A 19,769-nucleotide genomic window follows, 5' to 3' on the forward strand; every position below is an offset into this window, starting at 1 on the left:
GCTCGGCTGTATGCGGTCGGCCGGGGCTTTTCTGCCAGTTACGAAAGTTTCAGGCCAAACGCGGCTGACGGGGGAGAACGAAACCCACAATATGCTGTGGAGCCCCGGCTGCCGTATACAGCTTTGTTGTAGGGTGTTTTTATTGATAAATATATTCTGTTATTTTCCCACTTTTCGTGTTAACATAATATGTCCTTTGATACCCACCAGGATTGCCAGTTACAGGAACCATCTCTTCTCCTGTTTCCATCTCTTTTTTCTTAACTAGATAAGACCTAATAAGCGAGTGCAAATGGCTAATATCTAATTTAACAACCGAATCGTTTCTTTCCTCAAATCCAGAGATATAGAAGTTGTTATAACTGGAATCATTACTTAGTAGATATTCTTCGAGTATTTTAACTGCTCTATATGAACTTTCGCTATATAAACTATCATATTGAAATCTATAGTAAAACTTGTCTATAAATGCATTCAAAGAATCTAATACTTCATGACTAATTTTGTTGTCAATATCATGATACTTTTCAATATAGTAATAGTGATTAGTAGAGTCTTTCATGTCTGACTTGACATGTTTGCACCCGATGATACAAATTAGTGTAACTTGTATCGTGAGAATAATATTGTATGCTCTTTTATGTAGGCACATAGGATTTTAATGTAAGAAATGATGTTTAGTACTTTAAAATATGGCATATAAAATCGTTAAAACAATTGCCGTCGGGTGAAATAATTATTCCTTTTTTTGTCATCATTATGCTTTAAAGAGAAATTTTGCACATAGATGTAACCTCTTTTAACGAACATTGGTAGCGAAAAAAATCAGCAAGACAATGCGAAATGTCCGCTATTCATAATAGATTGTCATTTTTTTTTTAATACCCTACAACACCTCTATAAACGCATTGCGTTTATGACTATTATATTGTGAGGTGGTTTGGGGGTGTAAGTGATTGATTTAACGAGTGTATTGCTTTTTTGGATATATTTGGTTGTTGGAGGTGGTGGGGTTTCATGGTGGTTGATTTTAGGGTATAATGTGTTTGTTTTCGGGTTGAAATGGACTGCGTTTGGTTGATATAAACATGTTTTGTTTCAAATATAGTATTTGCCAGTTGAACGGATGTTGTTTTTTTGATTTTTTTAGTCCTTGGACACAACTTCGTTGACCTGAGTCCCATGACGCAGGAGATGTTTTGATGTTGAATAAGATGAATTATTGACTGATTGTCAGTTGTTTTATGTTTTGGCTGATCATGATGTTTAATGTGGGTATCCCGGCATCTTTGATAGCACCACCTTTCCCTAATTTTTTTTCCTGCTGGTGGGGTTCGGCCGTCTCCTACCGACTAACACAGAACAGCTACCGACGCATAGTGGAAGCTCATGATTTGTGGTTCTGTCTTTAAGCTAAAAACCAGCGGTTGCTGTCACTAATGGGTTCTTTTTAATTGACTAGGGCGGACTGTGGTTTCTGTTGGCCTTGAAGCCTGTTTGGGCTACCATGCGGTCGAAGGGGCTGGCTACGTTAAGGAGGGCGTCGCTTACGATGTGGGTGTAGCGCTCGGTGGTTTTGATGCTTTTGTGACCGAGGAGTTCCTGAACGTAGCGTATGTCTTTGCCGTCTTCGAGCAAATGGGTGGCAAAGCTGTGGCGAAGCATGTGCATGTGTACATTGCGGTGTATGCCCCCTGACTTGGCCATGTTTTTAAGGATGGCCGACATGCTGGTGGTGCTGTATTTTATGCCGGGTTGGCGACCTTCAAATAAGTATATTTTGGGCTTGTGCTCGGCCAGATATTTTTTGAGCAAATCATGGAGATGCAATGAAAACAGGGAATAGCGGTCGCGATTACCTTTGGCATCTTTTATAAATAGGCGGTTGCGTTTTAAATCGATATCAGCCAGGCGCAGGTTCTGTATTTCCTGTCGGCGCAGACCAGCCGAGTATCCCATAGCTATGAGTAATTTGTGCTTCGAATTGTCAGTGGTTCCTAGCATGGCAGCAATCTCTGACTGATTGAAATAATCGGGCAAGTGAAAGCCTTTGCGGGGGCGCACTACGTGTTTATGTGATAAGGTGTGGTTGTGTATTTTTTCGAAGAAAAATTTGAAACTGCTAACCATGTTGTCTTGATGAGCAGCGGATTTTTCACGATGCAATATCATGTAATCCCGTATGTCTTCATCGCTGATAAAGGCCGGGTGTTTAAAATTGAAATATTTCAAGAATTGCATGAATGCACCCAAATACATCGCACGGGTTTTAAGGCTGAAATCTGTCTGTTTGAGTACCTGTTCATATTGTTTCCGGTATATATCCTCCATTCGGTAATGGGCTAATATACGGTATATTTTCCCCTTTAGGCTTGACACGGTATGGGCTTCACCGTTGTTTTCGACGAGGTAGGTGTTCAAATGATATTGCTCGTGACAGTGGTTTACCAGTGTTTGGAAATAGTTTATGGCAAGTCCATTATTTCCGGGCATGCGAAATTGCTTTTCAAAGATGTCAGCGGCATCTTTGGGAAGTGTGCAAATCTCACTAAGCTTGATATTGGCATGGTAAACCAGGAAAAGAAGGAGCCGGTCGCCGGGGGAGTCAATGCCATCAACTAATTCTTTTAGATCGTAAAAGGGCAAATGGAGAATGGACAACTCCACCTTTTTGTGTTCTTTCAGGGCAAAGAACATCTTGTCGCGACCCAGGGTGCGTTCATAGTAAAACTTGATGGCGGCAATGGTCTGCTTCAGCGTTGTGGGATGCCATTTGGTCGCCTGGGCTTTCAAATAATGTAAAAGGTCACGGTAGGTCAGCGCGTTAATATCTGAATCAAGGTGGTGCGACAAAAATCTTTTAAAGTTCTCCAGGTAGATCTCACAGGTTCTGGGGCTCATACGCTTCAGAATCAGCGATTCTGAGTAGGCTTTCAGGATGGGGTGGAAGGTTTGGGGAAGCTTGATCGGTTGAGGTCGGGCTTTCGTATTTATAGGCTTGCTATCGGTGGATTGAGGGCGCGAAACATACTTCTTTTCAATATTAAAACCAACGGTTTTAATAAGGTCGACTATTTGCATGTAGAGCTCATTTTTCCCCACAAAAACCCAATTTTTCTGCTTTGAAAGCCACATTCCTTTCTTCAGGTGGTTTAAGGCAGAAAACAGAACAGGATTCACTCCATGATCCACATAAAAGCGACGTTTATCCGTGTCAATTTTAATGATAACTGAAGGTTCCCCCCTTTCAGATTCCATTTGTGCAACAGGGGGAGGTGCGTTGTCGGGGCATTCGGGAAATACAAATTCCAGATCACTGATGATGCTGTATTGCCGGGGAACCCATTGTTGATAGTCGTGACGAAAAGGAATGTGCCATAAACCCTTGGTTTTGCTAAAAAGTCGCTCGGGAAGATTTCGGGTAATTATGTCGTAATCACTGCCTTGTATATATCGGTCAATCTCGAGAGCAATACGCTTTTTCTCGCGATGAATGATAGGGTATATTCTTAATAGGGCCATATACAAGTCGGGTTGCGGTCCGCAAAATTCTTAGGTTCTAACGTAAGCCAAAATAGATAAAAAAACGATTAACCCAAAATGTTTAAAAACATAAATTGAAGTAAAATGCGTTTTTTGGTTGGGTGTTAATTGGATACACTGATCCTGTGTAGAAAAGGTTGACTTTGTTTCCTGTGCTTTTGCATTGAAAGAATTGGAAAACAAGAAATACGATCGGTCGCAGATTTAATTTTGAAGGGAGTAGTATCCTGTGAAGGAGTTCTTTTTTTTCGATGGATGAAGTTGGTGGATAGTTTGTACCGGCCCCTTGTAAGGCTCCTTAAAAATTTGGATTCAGGTTTGGGTGAGAAATGCTGATAGGGTATTGAGTGAATGATCTGCGAAAAATATCTGACCGACAGACAGGCGGTTTAATTCAGTGAAATTATTGGCATGAATCAAAACAGGGTGCTAATTTGTTATTAGCACCCTGTTATGAGGGGGTATCACTAGGATGAATTCTTGCTTGTGTTGTTAATTATCTACCTTAATCAGCCTACTGTTTAGTAATTAGCTTTAGTAGCTTAGCATTTTGGACTACAGCAATCTTGGAGCTGTGTCATATTGGTTTTTTTGGGTCGTCAGCTCTAGTCCCTTTCTTTTATCGAGAGAAACTACTTAACGGCGACAACCTGCCAAGATATATAGTCCCCAAACATTCTGACACTTCCTTTAAGCAAGAATGCTTTTTTAATAGCGTCCTGGTGACTTTTAAAGCGCAGCGAAAAAGTCGTTGCCTTTATCGTCTACAATGATAAAAGCGGGGAAATTCTCCACCCTTATTTTTCGAACGGCTTCCATTCCCAGCTCTTCGAAATCGACAATTTCTACCGATTTGATGCTGTCCTTGGCCAGTATGGCAGCCGGACCGCCAATTGAGCCCAGGTAAAAGCCACCATTCTTTTTACAGGCGTCGGTCACTGCTTGCGAGCGGTTGCCTTTGGCCAGCATAATCATGGAACCGCCCATGCTTTGGAATTGTTCTACGTAGGAGTCCATTCGACCCGCTGTGGTGGGGCCGAAGCTACCTGAGGCCATGCCTTGCGGGGTTTTGGCCGGACCGGCATAGTACACCGGATGGTTTTTCATGTATTCGGGCATGGGCAAGCCATCGTCCAGCATCTTCTTTATTTGAGCATGGGCAATGTCGCGGGCAACAATAAGCGTTCCGCTGAGGTTCAGGCGTGTTTTAATCGGGTGTTTGGCCAGCTCCTGACGTACTTCATCCATGGGGCGGTCCAGGTCGATATTGATAGCCGGAGCCAGTTCTGGCGCTCTTTCTGGCGCAAAGCGGGCCGGGTTTTTCTCCAGCTCTTCCACAAAAATGCCCTCTTCGGTAATTTTGGCTTTGATGTTACGGTCGGCACTGCAGCTAACGCCTAAGCCTACCGGACAAGAAGCGGCATGGCGGGGTAAACGGATGACGCGAACGTCGTGCACAAAATATTTTCCGCCAAATTGTGCCCCAATGGTGCTTTCTTCGCAAATTTTTTGGACTTTGGCTTCCCACTCCAAATCGCGGAAGGCCTGACCGCCGTCATTTCCTTCGGTGGGTAGGTGGTCCAGGTATCCGGCCGATGCTTTTTTAACAGTCGCCAGAGTGGCCTCGGCCGATGTGCCGCCAATGACCAGTGCCAGATGGTAGGGGGGACAGGCAGAGGTCCCCAGATCTTTGATTTTTTCTTTGACAAATTTCGTTAGCGCCTCTTCTGTCAGTAAGGCCTTGGTCTGCTGGTACAGGAAGGTTTTGTTGCCTGAGCCACCACCTTTGGTCACAAACAGAAACTCGTATTTGTTGCCTTCCTCGGCATAAAGGTCGATTTGAGCCGGCAGGTTGGTGCCGGTATTCTTTTCGTCAAACATGTTGAAGGGGACTACCTGCGAGTAGCGCAGGTTTTTGTCCTTATAGGTTTCGAAAATGCCTTTGGATAAGGCTTCGGCATCGTTGCCGCCGGTCCAAACGTTTTCGCCTTTTTTGCCTATGACGATGGCTGTTCCTGTATCCTGGCAGGTGGGCAATTCCCCTTCAGCTGATACTATCTGATTCATAATCATGGTGTGGGCCACAAAACGATCGTTGTCTGAAGCTTCCGGGTCTTCTAAAATGTTGGATAACTTTTGAAGATGCGCTGGACGCAGGTAGAACGATACATCAGAAATGGCTTCCCTGGCCAGGAGTTCCAACCCCCTGGGATCAATTTTGAGAATTTTTCGGCCATCGGCTCAATGGTGGAAACATAATCCTTGGTCAACAGGCGGTAGTTGGTCGTGTCCTTTTGAATGGGGAAGGGCTTTTGATATTTAAAATCAGCCATAGTTAATATTTAAAAGTTTGTTTTTAGGTTTTAACAGAGGCGCAAAATTAGAGATTTTTTTCGCCATTTGGAAGGGGAAGTGGTGGAAAGGGTGGGATTGGAAAAAGGGAAGATAGGGTGGGATGGGTAGAAAGTCAACTTTGCGCCAATCGGAGTTGTTTTATCTCAGGATCGTTGCAGTATTAAAGGGATAGGCGTAGTTTAAAACTACGCCAAGCCTATACAAAAGACTGCATTAATCATCGACCACCATCAATAACCATCAACCGCCATCAACCGCCATCGACCACCATTGACCGCCATCAATAACCATCAATATCCATCGACAATCATCGACCACCATTGACCGCCATCAATAACCATCAATATCCATCGACAATCATCGACAGTCATCTATAGTCATCGATTCATGAACAGGAAAATAATTTTGGGTGCCCTCTATATAATTGTTAAATTAGCATTTGTTAGAAGAGAAATGGCAAGTTTTTTACATATAGCATTGTTTAATAATGAGTTAGGAGATATGTTTGGAGGCTGCTGGAATAATTTATAAAATTATTATTATGAGTAAAAAATACTTTGACATTCATGGTCCGGTTTTTTGGCCGGCGACCATTCTGATTGTTTTATTTATATCGGTGACGCTTATTGTGGGTAAACCCATGGCCGACATATTTCAGAGCACCCAGGATGCAATTTCAGTTAATTTTGGCTGGCTGTTTATAGTGGCCGTTAATCTCTTTTTTATTTTTAGTCTCTACATCGGCTTTGGACGCTTTGGCAATATTCGTCTCGGGGGTGAAGATGCGGAAAAAGAGTTTTCTACCCCTGCATGGTTCGCCATGCTTTTTAGTGCTGGTATGGGTATTGGAATTTTGTTCTGGGGGGTTGCCGAGCCGGTCTATCATTACATGAATCCGCCTTTTGGCGAGGGTAGTACCTTGGAATCTGCTGAAAAGGCGATGAATCTGACGTTTTTGCACTGGGGTTTTCATGCCTGGGGTATATATGCCCTGGTGGGTTTGTCGTTGGCCTTCTTCGCTTTCAATCGGAATCAGCCTTTAACGATACGGTCGGTTTTCCTGCCCGTATTGGGCAAGCGGGTGCACGGACCAATAGGTAATATTATAGATGTATTTGCTGTGCTGGCCACCCTTTTTGGCCTGGCCACCTCACTTGGTTTGGGGGTAAAGCAGGTAAGTGGTGGTTTGCACCATGTTTTTGGTACACCCAATACCGTTCTGATGCAGGTGTTTCTGATAATTGCCATTACTTTGGTGGCCACTATTTCGGTGGTGACTGGCATTAAACGGGGCGTAAGATTCCTAAGTGAGTGGAACGTGCGTATTGCCGCTTTTCTGTTGTTGATGGTACTGATTTTGGGACCGTCGCTGTTTATTTTTAAATCCTTTATTCAAAATATAGGTAACTATCTGAACGAGATGCTGGTGGTTTCAACGTGGACTGAGGCCTATCGCGACAGGGGATGGCAAGGTGGCTGGACCGTCTTTTATTGGGCCTGGTGGGTTTCGTGGTCGCCTTTTGTGGGTATGTTTATTGCGCGTGTATCTAAAGGTCGCACCATACGCGAGTTTATTTTTGGTGTGCTTTTGGTGCCATCGGTTATTACCTTTTTGTGGTTGACAGCCTTTGGGGGGTCGGCCATATTTATGGATATTAAGGGAGTTTCTGAAGGTTTAGGCGAACGCATTATAGCGGATGAATCAACAGCCCTGTTTGTCTTTTTTGAACAGTTTCCGTTGAGTAACCTTCTGTCGGTTGTTGGTATTTTGCTGGTCATTAGCTTTTTTGTCACTTCTTCCGACTCGGGTTCGCTGGTCATTGACAGTATAACAGCCGGCGGAAAGCTTGATGCACCGGTGGCTCAGCGCATATTTTGGGCCAATACTGAGGGGGCCGTAGCTGCTGTATTACTGCTGGGAGGTGGCTTGACGGCCTTACAAACAGCCGCCGTTACTACCGGGTTGCCTTTTTTGTTTATTTTAATAGTCATGATGTACAGTCTTCACAAAGGTTTATCATCTGAAATGGCGCGCAGTAAGTACTTGTCCCAAAGTCAGGATAAAAAGTCTTATGAGAAGAAGATTGCCGGAATGATCGCCAAACGTTTAATTAAAAAGGAGGAGAAGAAATGATACTATCCAACATAGCCATATTGCTCGATTTATCCGAAATGGATAATATCCTGTTGAATTACATTAAACGACTCAACGAAAAATATCACTTTAAAGCCATTCATCTGATTCATTTTATGGAAGTGGAGGAGATGCCACCCGAAATACTAAGCCTTTTCCCGGATTTGGACCAGTCGGTTGATGAAATGATTGCCCAGGAAATGCGAGAGCAGATCGATGAGTTTATGCCTAAATGCGGTGAAGTGGCGGATGTATATGTGCACCAGGGCGGAAAAATGGAAGCCTTTTTAGAATGGATGGAAAACCAAAGCTTCGACCTGGTGGTATTGGGGAAAAAGGCAGCCATTCACGGCTCAGGCATTTTCTCTGGCAAAATGGTCCGCCTTTTGAATACCAGCACCTTATTTGTAAGTGAAATGGCGCGTGGCGACATTCATAAAGTAATGGTGCCCATCGATTTCTCGGAATACACCAATAATGCACTAAAAGTGGCCAAAGAAGCTTCTGATTTATTGTCGACCGAATTAATACCGGTGCATGGCATTAAAGTGAATATGCAATATTATCCATACGTTAAGGATAGGGAGGAGTTGAACGACCATTTTATTAAAGCGGCCAAAAAAAAGTACGAAAAGCTGAGAGAAAAACTGAAAATTAAGGCGGATTGTCAATATTTTGTATTGGCTGAGGATGGTCATATCTCCAAAACCATATATGATCAGGCCACTTTTCAGAGTGCCGATCTGATTGTGGTGGGTAGTAAAGGTAAGGCCGATGGCAGCGATCTGCTGATAGGCAGTGTGGCTGAAAGGTTGATTTCACATGATAAGAACATTCCGGTGTTGATTGTGAAGAAGTAGGATAGGTCAATAGGTCGATAGGTTGAGAGGGTTGATGGGGTAGGTAGGGAGGATAGGGTGATTAGGTCGATAGGCGATTAGGTTGATGGGGTTGATGGGGTGGGACGGGTTAGGTAGGTGGGGTGTGGAGCAGGTTGTTATGTTGTTAAAAGCCATCGGTCTCTTATGGAGGTTTGAAGAGTCCGATGGCTAAGTGAATTATAAGTGTGGGAGTTACTTTTTATAATACCATTTGCTCTCTTAAGTTTGGGATTGCTGAGGCAGGCCTTCGCCTTCCGAAATGCCGTTTTCATCCACAAAGTGGGTGAAACGATAGGCCGCTTTGTTGATGCGGTCCATGATGGCCAGTCCAATGCCTTCTTCCTTGATTTTCACGGCATAGATTTGCTCTATGGAACGATCGGCTTCGAAATCATGCAACGCGTTAAACATATTGCTGGCTGCTTCGAGTAAATCGCCGGTGGCCGAAAGAAGTTTGATTTTTGATTGGGCTCCTTCGGGAATGGGAGCGGGCTCAAACAGAAGCAATCCGGCGTAAGCAGGAAGTACTTCAGGCATCTCATCATACAGGTATAGCGGTTTTCTGGGCGAGTAGTGGCTTTTTAACTGTCCCGGAGCTTGAATGTGCTTTTCGGTGCTTGATGCCACAATTTTCACCTTCGGAAAATCCGCCTGAAGTCGATCCGGCGTAATGGCACCCGGACGCAATATTTCAATGGTGTTGCCACTCACAGCAATAATGGTGGATTCCAGTCCGATGTTCGTTGTGCCTCCATCCAGTAAATAATCGATGGTGGTGAGTTGTTCCTTAACGTGTTGGGCCTGGGTCGGACTCAAGCGTCCAAATAAATTGGCGCTGGGAGCTGCAATGGGGACGCCTGCCTGTTTTATTAGTTTCTGTGCTACTTTGTGTGAGGGCATTCGGACAGCAACCGTACTGAGACCGGCTGATACAATGTCAGGTACCTTAGTCGTTTTGGGCGCCACTATGGTTAAGGGGCCTGGCCAGTATTTTTCGGCCAGTTGAAAGATCAATGGGGAAATCGGTTTTTTAAAAACCGTTTCCAGGTCATCGATGGAAGAAATGTGCAGAATAAGGGGGTCAAATGAAGGGCGTTTTTTTGCTTCAAAAATCCGTGCAACAGCTTTTGCATCTAATCCGTTCGCCCCTAACCCGTAAACTGTTTCCGTAGGGAAGGCAACCAATTTACCATCCCGAATTAACTTTGAAGCAAAAATAATGTCTTTTCCTGATTTAATCATTACAGAAGCTCATTGTTGTCGTTCTCTGTTTTTTTGTGTGCATCTTTGTTGGGAAATTCATAAAAAATCCAGGCCGACCTGGAATGGTCGGCCTTGGATTTCGTTATATTAACTACTTTACTCATTACTTATTTTTTTTAAAAAACGCATATTTATACTCCATTGGCAACAGATCATTGTATTGTTCAACACTTGCACCATTTAAACAGGCCTCTATGATTTTGCGTCCCAATGGTAACAGATCAGGAGTCAAATACTGTGGCAATTCCTTCCTGAAGAAATCATACAACATTTCAGCACCCTTATCATAACCTTCTTCGCCTACTTCTATCTGCTTATAAACCTTCAGGAAGCGTGAAGGGATTTTATTTCCTTCAATAGTAAGAAAATTGAGCTCATACCCAAGTAATGCACAACGTGCAGGCTGGTACTGATCTGAAGAAAGCTTCGCATTTCCACGACGCGTAAGGTATTCACGCATCAACATCTGAGGTTTAAATCCTACCTTCCATACGCCGACATGCTGATTCGGAGCCAAAGTATAGCGCACACGTGGCGTACTGATTATTTGCTCAAGCAAGAGATTGGCATGGTGAACACGTTTTCCAGTGGCAAAAGGCCAGTATGAACCAACGCCTTCGCTATCCATACTTCCAGTTCCCACGATACTTGGGTTGGCATGTCCGCGGGGACTTACCAAACGCCATAACCAGGCCAGTGCCGGAGGAAGAATGTGAAATAAACCTACTATTCCATAAGTAGGATTCTCTTTAGAACAGGGCGGAGTGCGCACACCAAAACTACGGACATCAATTGTTACCGGCTTATTTACTACATTAGGAACGATGTGACGAGGAAGGATTACACGTGGATTCGGGCATCTTTTCCCTGGCTCATCCATGGTATGGTTCCAAACCAGCGCTGTTCCATTAGGTTTGGTATCAACATTCAGGAATAATAAAGGCTCAGGTGGGTTAATAGTGATTTTTTCCAGAAAAGGATCATCGCCATATTCCTTAATACCATCCACACGGATAAACCATCCATTTTCGGCATCAGCCGCTGTAAGTTTACCATTGCCTTTTTGATAGGATGGATGACATAGAGCCATATCATCAGTCACCGGATTGAACATGCAGAAAAGCTGAATATTCATGAGTCTTTCCTCTCCGGTAACCATATTTCTTCCGATCAGTACCTGTCCATTTGTTTCACGGGGAATCAACTGGAGCATTTCACTTTTTCCACCACCACTTGCACCTTCATGCATAAAAGTAGTGCTGTTATCATAAGGACTGATAACCTGAACTGTAGAGCAATGCGTAGTTACCCAGCCCTCATCTTCTCCGCGTGACAACAACACACCATACAAACCTTTTTTGGCACTTGGGCCAGGGTATAAGTTGTATGAAAACAACTCGTGTAAGCCATCCAGCCTGTTATGAATCACCTTCTGTTTTCCATTAAAATGGGTATGACGGAAAGGTGGCGCAACATATATTGCAGAATCAATCCTAAAACCTTTAGGCATATTATTTATGGGAATAATACGCTGAAGGAAGGCAAGTCCTAAAGCGAAAAACCCAGCATTTGCCGGAGCAATCGCAATTCCGCCTATACCTACAGGAAAGTTTCCGGCATAGTAAAAAAACACTGCCAGTTCCTGATCTTTCAACCAATCAAAAGTCTCATCACGTAATTTTGAGAAGTCATATCCAAAAACATCTTTGAATTTTTCTTTATCAGTTGGCTTGTCATCTGCTATTGCCATAGTCCCCGGGTCGCGGCGACGCATATAAGGCTCGGTATAGTTGGCCGAAATTCCATTTGTTACACGGTGCACCACAGCTTCAACATACTCCCCTTTTCCGGGAACGTCATATTTCACCTCAAACGAGCTGTTTTCTGCTCCATTTGTGGAGGCATCAACCAACTCATCGGTTGTGTTGAAATAATGAACTTTTCGCGCATTGTTCAATAGATCTTTAATCTGATCGGGTACAAGGACTCCTTTTTTTTCCAGCTCTTGAATCATGCTCATTGTTTTTATATTTATTTGTTTATAATTCTTTCTGTTTCTATGTTGGAAGCAGGCAATTCGCAATGGGTATCCGGGGGTGTTACAACCCACAAAATGATCGCCTGTTCTTCCTTTTGATTGATGACCTTGTGGTGCTTAAAGGAATTGTAATACAGACTGTCTCCTTCTATGGCCACAAATGTTTTCTTGTCCAATTCAAATTGGACTTCCCCTTTTAATACATGACAAAATTCTTGACCTCTATGTTCAGCAAAAAAATCGTCGGTATCGCTATTCGGGGGTATTTCTATTAAATAAGTCCCCATTTGTTTGGCTGTTTCGCGGTGCGACAACGAATAGAGCCGGGCCCCGGTCGTATTTTGTTTTATAAATATCCGGTCTTTTTGAATCAGGAGCGGGGAATGTTTAATGGTTTCATTCTCTCCAATAAGCTCGCCCACTGTAATGTGTAATACATCCGCTACTGCTTTTAAGGTTACGATGGATGGAAATGCCTTGGCATTTTCAATCTGTGAAAGGGCGCTGGAACTGATTCCTGCTTTTTGCGCCACTACGCCCAGCGACATATGCAATGCTTCCCTTCTGTTTCTTATGCGCCCACCTAAACGATTCATGTTTTTTGCCAATAAATACGATTACTAGGCAACAAAAATAATAATTAAATGCAGCTTAACAATTTAATCAGGGCTTAATGATGTTAAAATTTCACTCCGTTTTTCTTAAAAAAACATAAAGACGACATTGTTTTCAAACAGGTTCTTCATGTTAAGGACTTTTGCCAGTAGCTGTTTTGGGCAAATTTAACCATTTCTTAATTCGGGACTACCAAAAATACTAAATAATCCGCTTATGGGTCATGTTTTTACATTCATTCGTATATGTTTAGTAATATTGGGTTTTTAAGTTCTCTTTCAAAAAGGCATCCATCCATTCAACGGTTTGGTTAAACCAAGGGTGAAACAGCCAAAAAGTATGCATGCAATTTTCGTGTTGAAACGCCTGGTGTTTAATACCATATTCCTCCATTTTTTTAATCATATCATCTCTTCCCGCGCCAAAGCGTGGTATTGAGCTATTGATGAACAACATGGGTGCCGAATGGGGATTGATGTGCGTGAGCGCCGATGCTTCCTGTCTGCTTTCAGGATCATCCACTACCGAAGAACCAAACCAAAGGGTAGCTGCCGACGGCTTCCCTGGGCGATCCTGACCCTCGCCAGATTCAGGATGTATAAAGCGGAAACGCCATCTATGTTTATCACTGCCTGTACCTCTGCATGGTGTTCAGGGTAGGGCGTTGTGGTAAATACATCGTTGGTATTATTGATGCTCCCGATTAAAGCCGCCAATTGTCCTCCCGATGAAGTACCTGCCAAAATAATTTGCGTGGTGTCAAAGGGGGATTGACCCTCATTGGCCTTTACCCACTTGATGGCCGTTACGATATCCTTTACCGCGGCCGGATAAAGTGCTTCCATCGAGCGCCGGTATTCCACCATAACAGCAGCATAGCCACGTCTGGCCATTTCAAAAGCCATCGGATGTTCCATGCTTTTGTCCCCACTGCGCCATCCCCCTCCATGAATAAACAGGATGACAGGTAGCAGTTGATGGTCGTCCATCCTTGGGTAAGCGATATCTGCATGAAGCGCCCGTTCGCCATAGGTGGTATAAACAACATCCCTGATAGTGGTCAGCTGGGTGGTGTCTCCAATCGATGCAACTTCTATGTGCGGGTGGTATTTCACTTGCTTTTTAAATTCACTGCGGATATTGAATGAAGTGTCCACCGGAAAGCTCATCGAGGTGGGATGCATTTGTCCCGAAACAGAAATGAATCCCCACCCGTAAAGCGCCATGCAGATGGATAATAGTCTGTGCCCTAAACTCCTACGTTTTTGAACCCGGGTTTTTGTCTGTCCTATTTTTAAAAGTCCAATATTGGTCATTCGGTTTTGGTTTAGATATGTTTTGAGCTATCAAATATACAGATGAAAGTTCCGTAATCTTCATTATACGCCCGATTATTATAGGGGTAAAATGGTTGAATTTGTTCGATTAATATTGCTAAGATGCGGGTTTAGTGATATTTTTAGGTTAAAATTATTGGCCATGATGTCTGATTTGGAATTATTGCTCAAAGAATCCATTGTTAAAAGCAGTGCATTGGGAGGAGGTTGTATCGCTTATACCGGGTATTTATTGACAGAATCGGGACGTGAACTGGTGGTCAAGAAAAATTCAACGACTCAAATGGCCATTAAAGAAGCCAACGGACTCAATGAATTGAGAAAGTCCGGGGTGATTAGAATCCCTGAGGTGGTGCATGCCGATGAGCAGCTTTTAATCTTAGAATTCATCAGAGAGGGCAGTCGCCCAGGCTCCTTTTTTAGCGACTTTGGGCGACAGTTGGCTCAGTTACACAAGTATTCGTCGGGCGCCTATGGCTTTTATGAAGATAATTATATTGGCAGTACACCACAACTTAATCGGCCCGAGGGAGAAGAGAAGAGCAACTGGGCCACTTATTATTTTAATAAGCGCCTGTTGTATCAATATGAGCTGGCCGAAAAAAACGGCTTTGTAGACCGCACTTTCAAAGACTTATTCAGGCATCTCGAATCTTGCTTGCCTGATATATTAAAGGGGAGCGAGGAAGCCCCTTCTCTTCTGCATGGCGATTTATGGGGCGGTAACTTCATTGTGGGAACCGACGGGGTGCCAGTGCTCATCGATCCGGCCGTTTATTACGGTCACCGTGAAGCTGAACTGGCCATGACCCATCTGTTTGGCGGATTTGATCACCTCTTTTACGAAGCCTACAATGCTGAATGGCCCCTGAAACCCGGTTATCAACAAAGAGAGGCAGTTTACACACTCTACCATGTGTTAAACCACCTCAATATATTTGGCACTTCTTATCGCTCGCAAGCCCTTGCTCTCATGCAGCAGTATGGCTGAAATACTATGATTTAAACGAAACCTCGCGTTTCGGCAATAATGATAATCATTTCAATGATTTCTTCATCGGTCATGGTGGCTACATTGAAAAAGATGTCGAAAAATTCAATGTCCGGAAGATCTTTTTCAAAATAGTTTCTGAACTGGGTGCGGCGCTTATCCATTTCAATGACCTCCTTTTTGGCATCCACGATGCTCATGCCGTAGGAGTCGGCTACCTGCTTGGCCCGCCAGTTAATCGGGGCCTGAAGTTTTATGTGCAGTGATTTATCAAAGTTCTTGGTAATGGATTCACCGGCGCGGCCGACAATAACCACATTGCCCTCTGATGCCGCATTGTATATAAAGCGGGCAATGGTGTTTTTAATTTTAACATCGCCGGGGTAAAACTCATCTGAGAAGAAAAGCGCCAGATTTTCAAAGAAGCCCCGGGTGCGGTAGTCCGACAAGTCTTGTATCAGTGTGGGCGAAAGTTTTAATTCGCGGGCCGACTCCTCAATGATTTCTTTGCTGATCCATTTCCACTCCTGGGTTCCGCCCAGACGGGCATTCTTTTCCGTCAATGTTTCTGAAAGTAATCTGGCTATGCGTCTTCCCGGACAGCCGTAGTCCCTGGAAATGGTAATAACCGGTCCGGGCGCATAAAAATCAGGCCCCGAGCTTTTGCGTTTGCCCGTGCGTTCGCGCATGTACTTTAGAAACAGATTGTCCATGGTTTGGTTAATTGCTGGTTTGTTTTGACTTAACGTTCTTTATTAGTCAAAAGTAATACTAGAGCAAAATAAGAAGAAAGATGGAATTTTCAAAGCATAAAAAAAGGACAGATTAAAAAATCTGTCCTTTCCCCTTAAATCAGCCTTTGTTAACCAAATCCAAATCTATGAAAAAAAATCTACGACAAAGATAAGGTGCTTTTCGGTGAAAGAGATTGAAAGCAAGTTAATTCATGTTAAGAGTTACCTGGCTGTGAGAGGCCCGGATTTTCTTTTTGGTTAATGGCAGTTTTAAACTGCCGAAACAGATGCGGCGAAGTTGCAAACTTCGCCGAGCAACGATTGATTACTTCGTCGGGCAGTGACTGATTATTTCGCCGAGATGCGACTGAATGCAAAATTTAGGCACACTCAAGTTCCGGATATGATTCAATAAGTTCCATCTGGGGAGTTGGCATAAAAAAAGGATGGCTTTTGCAAGCACATCCTTTTAAAACCGATTAACTAAATCCAGGTTTTATTAAAATCCCCGGTACAAATATCGATATATTCTTTACAAATCAAATAAAGGTAGCGTTAACTTTTGTTAATCACGGTGATCCGCCACAAGATACTCCCCTTCAAAAGGTTTAGCGCTCGGGGTCGTAAGCATTCAATCTTAAAGAAATCTGGTGGCCGGCTGCTCCCAATAGAGTGGTCATCATTTGTTTGCCGGTCACCAATTCCTTGGGGGATGTAAAGGCCTTGTGCAAATCATTGATAGACCTGCTGTTGTCAAATATCTTATCCGAGTCGTCGTCCCGGTTGGCAAACTTCCATTCGCCGGGAATCAGGTTTTTATAATTGTTTTTATACTCGCCGTAAACAACTTCCTGATTGTCCTCAAAATTCAGATAATCTGTAAGCACTACCACACCCGTTTTCAGGTTCACCATTGAAAATTCAACCCTGAGTGTAGCGCCACTCTTTCGTTCTATTTCTGTGTAGGTGGTTTTAACGTACTCGGTCACAGTTTCTTTGCGCCCTTCACTGTTGGTTACCTCTTTGGTTTGTTTGATGTACGCTGGTCTCTCAGTTCTTCTGGGATTGGTGGTGTACTCATTAAAATTGACAATGCGTGCCATCAAAATATTGTCTGCCGAAAACTTAACCCCTGCACTTTTAATGAGGGCCAGCGCAATGCTGGGATCATTAATGACGCTTATCTGCGGCAGGTTATTAATGATGGGATCGTTAACAATCCGGTAAAAGGGTGTCGGCAAAGCCGAAATTTCACTGATGGTATTGGCCCGTAGCTCCGCAGCTGCGGCTTTTTGACTATTACTCGCGGTATAAAAGGGCAGCACAGCTACCGAAATAGTGGCGCCGGCGAGTGCCTCTTCACGCAATTGCATGGCATCCTTATAGGTGCCGTGCTCACTTAAAATGCTGTGAAAGGCAAAATAGGCCTTTCGGTAGAGCCGGGTATACATGAAATCAAGTCCGTCCCTGTAAATGGGCTCATAGCGGGCCACTACCCAATTCTCTCTGGCATCCTTATAGGTATCATCGATGTCGAGAATTTCTGAAAAGCGCTCCTCTGCTGTGGCAAACGATTCTGCATCCAGGGCTCTTTGTCCGTCCAGGTAAAGACCGTCCAGATAAATATTTCTTGAGGTCAGGAAAGCCGCCTGATGATTGCCGGAAAAATCAAGTCGCACCCCCAGTGAATTGGCCTGGTTCCGGTATTTTTCCGCATTGATATAGGCATAAACCGCATCTCCATGCTGGTTGTTCTGATGTAAAGTGGCAAAATCTTTCACCCTTTGGTCCAGCACCATTTGTCCGGTCCGCCTCAGGCCCAGTTTGGCTTCAATGTTATCGCGGTTGGCCGATAATGAGCGCATATAAAGTTGGGCCGCATCTTCATAAAGCCCCGCTTCATCATATTTGACGGCATTCTTTAAATGCCGCTTGGATGCGCAGCCAGTCAATGATAAAAGTACAATGGTCAGGAAAAGGAGTAATCGGGTGGTTTTGTAATTATTGCTCATACCTTCAATTTTGGTTTTATTTGGATCGCATTGGATTTACGTAAAATGAGGCGTAAGGTTTTTATTTTTTTTACTTTTGGGGCCATAAAAACTATTTCTTATGCTTAAAAAGGTTCCTCATACTTACGTCATCGTCTTTTTCCTGATCCTGCTGTCAGCGGTTGCCACCTGGTTTGTACCCGGTGGTGTTTACATGACCCCGAGGGAGGGATGGTATGCCGGTGTTTCAGCAAGTGGACAATCAACCCCAGACCTGGGAGGTTTTTGCAGCCCTTTTTATGGGCTTTGAGCGACAGGCCGGCATCATTATTTTCATTCTGATGATAGGCGGTGCCTTTTGGATCATGAACGATTCCAAAGCCATTGATGTGGGGATTCGTTCCTTCCTTCAGTTCACCCGTCGCCTTGATAAATACGCCATTATGCGCCGGATCGGCACCGGCAATTTGGTCATCGTTCTTATCATGCTCATGTTTTCGGTCTTTGGTGCCGTGTTTGGGATGAGTGAAGAGACCATCGCCTTTATCATCATCATTGTCCCCCTGGCCATTTCCATGGGGTACGACTCCATCACCGGGGTGAGCATGGTTTTTGTGGCGGCCGGACTAGGGTTTGCCGGTGCTGTATTAAACCCATTTACCATTGGTATCGCCCAGGGATTGGCCGGATTGCCTTTGTTTTCGGGTTTTGAGTACCGTTTGTTTTCCTGGGTAGTGATTAATTTAGTGGGCATCTCCTACATTCTGTGGTATGCCAACCGTATTAAGCGGAAGCCCGACTTATCGCCCGTGCACGAAGAGGACAATTACTGGCGCGAGCACTTGCATGTCAATGAAGTGGAAGATGAGCCCATCACCTACAAGGCGGCCTGGATCACGTATTTTGCCACCTTGTCCGCCCTTATCGGTTTCTCCATCGCCTACCCTCAAACCACCTTGGTAATGGGTGGCGGAAGTGGGGTCACCTCGTGGTTCATTCCCATTCTTACGGCTTCATTTGCCCTTACCGGCTGGCTGGCCTTACGCAAATCAGCACCCGTATTTGTTTTAAACCTGCTGGCCTATACCATCGTCTTCCTGATTGTGGGCGTTATGGGCTATCAATGGTACATCATGGAAATTGCCGCCCTGTTTTTTGCCATGGGAATTCTGGCCGGTGCCGCCATGGATAAAAGTCCCGACAGCATCACCAAACTCTTTCTGGCCGGATCGGCAGATATCATGTCGGCCGCGCTCATCGTAGGCCTGGCCGGTGGCATCATTGTCATCCTGGAGGAAGGTCAGATTATTCATACCATACTGCACGCAATGGCTGGAGGCATGAGCGATATGGGGGATATGGCATCGGTCGGCATCATGTATGTGATACAGACGGTTATCAATGTCGTGATACCGAGTGGTTCGGCCAAGGCGGCACTCACCATGCCCATCATGGCCCCTTTCAGTGATTTGATAGGCTTGTCGCGACAAGCCACGGTCATGGCCTTTCAGTTTGGGGATGGCTTTACCAATTTGATAACGCCCACTTCCGGAGTGCTGATCGGGGTGCTGGGGGTGGCCAAGATTCCGTATGCCAAATGGGCCAAATGGATAGCGCCGCTTATTATCACAATGATCCTTCTGGGGTTCTTGTTGCTGATACCTACGGTAACGATGGATTTAAATGGGTTTTAGGTGCTTTAGCCGCACGGGCTCGTCCTTTTTGGCTGCAGCCCCAAAAAGGAAGCAAAAAGGGCCGCCGCTGACGATAAAAATCTAAAATTGAGGTTGTTTGCCTAAACCCCGCGAACTCGCTACGCTCAAACAGCGCGGGCTTCTAAACGGCAACCAGCCTCAATTTCTTAGCGATTTTTTTCGAAGGCGGAAC

The 19,769-nt window shown here is 44.4% G+C and carries 16 protein-coding genes; 4 read left to right on the plus strand and 12 right to left on the minus strand.

All coding sequences use genetic code 11. The features are described 5' to 3' along the window. Positions 1-139: 139 nt before the first annotated feature. The 4 genes from JCM15548_RS17990 to JCM15548_RS26015 all read right to left on the minus strand — a co-directional run bounded on the left by JCM15548_RS17990 (position 140) and on the right by JCM15548_RS26015 (position 5,876). Positions 140-562, minus strand: a complete 423-nt coding sequence (locus JCM15548_RS17990; RefSeq protein WP_157482930.1) for a hypothetical protein — start codon at positions 560-562, stop codon at positions 140-142. 896 nt (positions 563-1,458) lie between these two features. Continuing rightward, positions 1,459-3,522 (minus strand): site-specific integrase, encoded by a 2,064-nt coding sequence (locus tag JCM15548_RS17995; RefSeq protein ID WP_062128234.1) that lies wholly within the window; start codon positions 3,520-3,522, stop codon positions 1,459-1,461. Between the two features lie 750 nt (positions 3,523-4,272). After that, positions 4,273-5,745, minus strand: coding sequence for a FumA C-terminus/TtdB family hydratase beta subunit (locus JCM15548_RS18000; protein WP_305047587.1), 1,473 nt, complete (start codon positions 5,743-5,745; stop codon positions 4,273-4,275). After that, positions 5,661-5,876, minus strand: a complete 216-nt coding sequence (locus JCM15548_RS26015; RefSeq protein ID WP_305047589.1) for a hypothetical protein — start codon at positions 5,874-5,876, stop codon at positions 5,661-5,663. The genes JCM15548_RS18000 and JCM15548_RS26015 overlap by 85 nt, the downstream gene beginning before the upstream one ends. Positions 5,877-6,439: 563 nt before the next feature. Here JCM15548_RS26015 and JCM15548_RS18005 point away from each other — a divergent pair. Further along, entirely contained in the window at positions 6,440-8,032 is a 1,593-nt protein-coding gene (locus JCM15548_RS18005; RefSeq protein WP_062128237.1) for a BCCT family transporter, read from the plus strand. After that, entirely contained in the window at positions 8,029-8,892 is an 864-nt protein-coding gene (locus tag JCM15548_RS18010; RefSeq protein WP_062128239.1) for a universal stress protein, read from the plus strand. Before JCM15548_RS18005 ends, JCM15548_RS18010 begins: the two co-directional genes overlap by 4 nt. 240 nt (positions 8,893-9,132) lie before the next feature. Here JCM15548_RS18010 and JCM15548_RS18015 read toward each other — a convergent pair whose 3' ends face one another. From JCM15548_RS18015 to JCM15548_RS18035, 6 genes are all read right to left on the minus strand, one after another. Continuing rightward, positions 9,133-10,155, minus strand: a complete 1,023-nt coding sequence (locus tag JCM15548_RS18015) for an L-threonylcarbamoyladenylate synthase (RefSeq protein WP_083985236.1) — start codon at positions 10,153-10,155, stop codon at positions 9,133-9,135. Continuing rightward, the gene (locus JCM15548_RS25830; RefSeq protein ID WP_262487140.1) at positions 10,155-10,280 is read right to left on the minus strand and encodes a hypothetical protein; all 126 of its coding nucleotides are present in this window, start codon (positions 10,278-10,280) and stop codon (positions 10,155-10,157) included. Before JCM15548_RS25830 ends, JCM15548_RS18015 begins: the two co-directional genes overlap by 1 nt. Further along, complete coding sequence (locus JCM15548_RS18020) at positions 10,280-12,190, minus strand: DUF4914 family protein (RefSeq protein ID WP_062128241.1); 1,911 nt, start codon at positions 12,188-12,190, stop codon at positions 10,280-10,282. The genes JCM15548_RS25830 and JCM15548_RS18020 overlap by 1 nt, the downstream gene beginning before the upstream one ends. Positions 12,191-12,207: 17 nt before the next feature. Then, entirely contained in the window at positions 12,208-12,810 is a 603-nt protein-coding gene (locus JCM15548_RS18025) for a helix-turn-helix domain-containing protein (RefSeq protein WP_062128242.1), read from the minus strand. A 268-nt stretch (positions 12,811-13,078) separates the two neighbouring features. Next, positions 13,079-13,351, minus strand: coding sequence for a hypothetical protein (locus JCM15548_RS18030; RefSeq protein ID WP_062128244.1), 273 nt, complete (start codon positions 13,349-13,351; stop codon positions 13,079-13,081). Continuing rightward, positions 13,351-14,145, minus strand: coding sequence for an alpha/beta hydrolase (locus tag JCM15548_RS18035; RefSeq protein WP_062128246.1), 795 nt, complete (start codon positions 14,143-14,145; stop codon positions 13,351-13,353). The genes JCM15548_RS18030 and JCM15548_RS18035 overlap by 1 nt, the downstream gene beginning before the upstream one ends. Positions 14,146-14,308: 163 nt before the next feature. On the opposite strand from JCM15548_RS18035, the gene JCM15548_RS18040 reads away from it, so the two are divergent. Continuing rightward, complete coding sequence (locus tag JCM15548_RS18040; protein WP_062128248.1) at positions 14,309-15,157, plus strand: fructosamine kinase family protein; 849 nt, start codon at positions 14,309-14,311, stop codon at positions 15,155-15,157. A gap of 11 nt (positions 15,158-15,168) precedes the next feature. Here the strand turns inward: JCM15548_RS18040 and JCM15548_RS18045 are convergent, their stop codons facing one another. Further along, positions 15,169-15,870: a cytidylate kinase-like family protein gene (locus JCM15548_RS18045; protein ID WP_062128250.1), complete on the minus strand. Its 702-nt coding sequence runs from the start codon at positions 15,868-15,870 to the stop codon at positions 15,169-15,171. Positions 15,871-16,499: 629 nt separating this feature from the next. Further along, positions 16,500-17,903 carry a hypothetical protein gene (locus JCM15548_RS18050; protein ID WP_062128252.1) on the minus strand — a complete coding sequence of 468 codons (1,404 nt, stop codon included), beginning with the start codon at positions 17,901-17,903 and terminating at the stop codon, positions 16,500-16,502. 215 nt (positions 17,904-18,118) lie between these two features. On the opposite strand from JCM15548_RS18050, the gene JCM15548_RS18055 reads away from it, so the two are divergent. Continuing rightward, a complete protein-coding gene (locus JCM15548_RS18055) occupies positions 18,119-19,576 on the plus strand; it encodes a YfcC family protein (protein ID WP_227626010.1) in 1,458 nt (485 codons plus the stop codon). The last annotated feature ends 193 nt before the right edge of the window (positions 19,577-19,769 follow it).

The sequence above is a fragment of the Geofilum rubicundum JCM 15548 genome (assembly GCF_000974365.1).
Lineage (GTDB): Bacteria > Bacteroidota > Bacteroidia > Bacteroidales > Marinilabiliaceae > Geofilum > Geofilum rubicundum.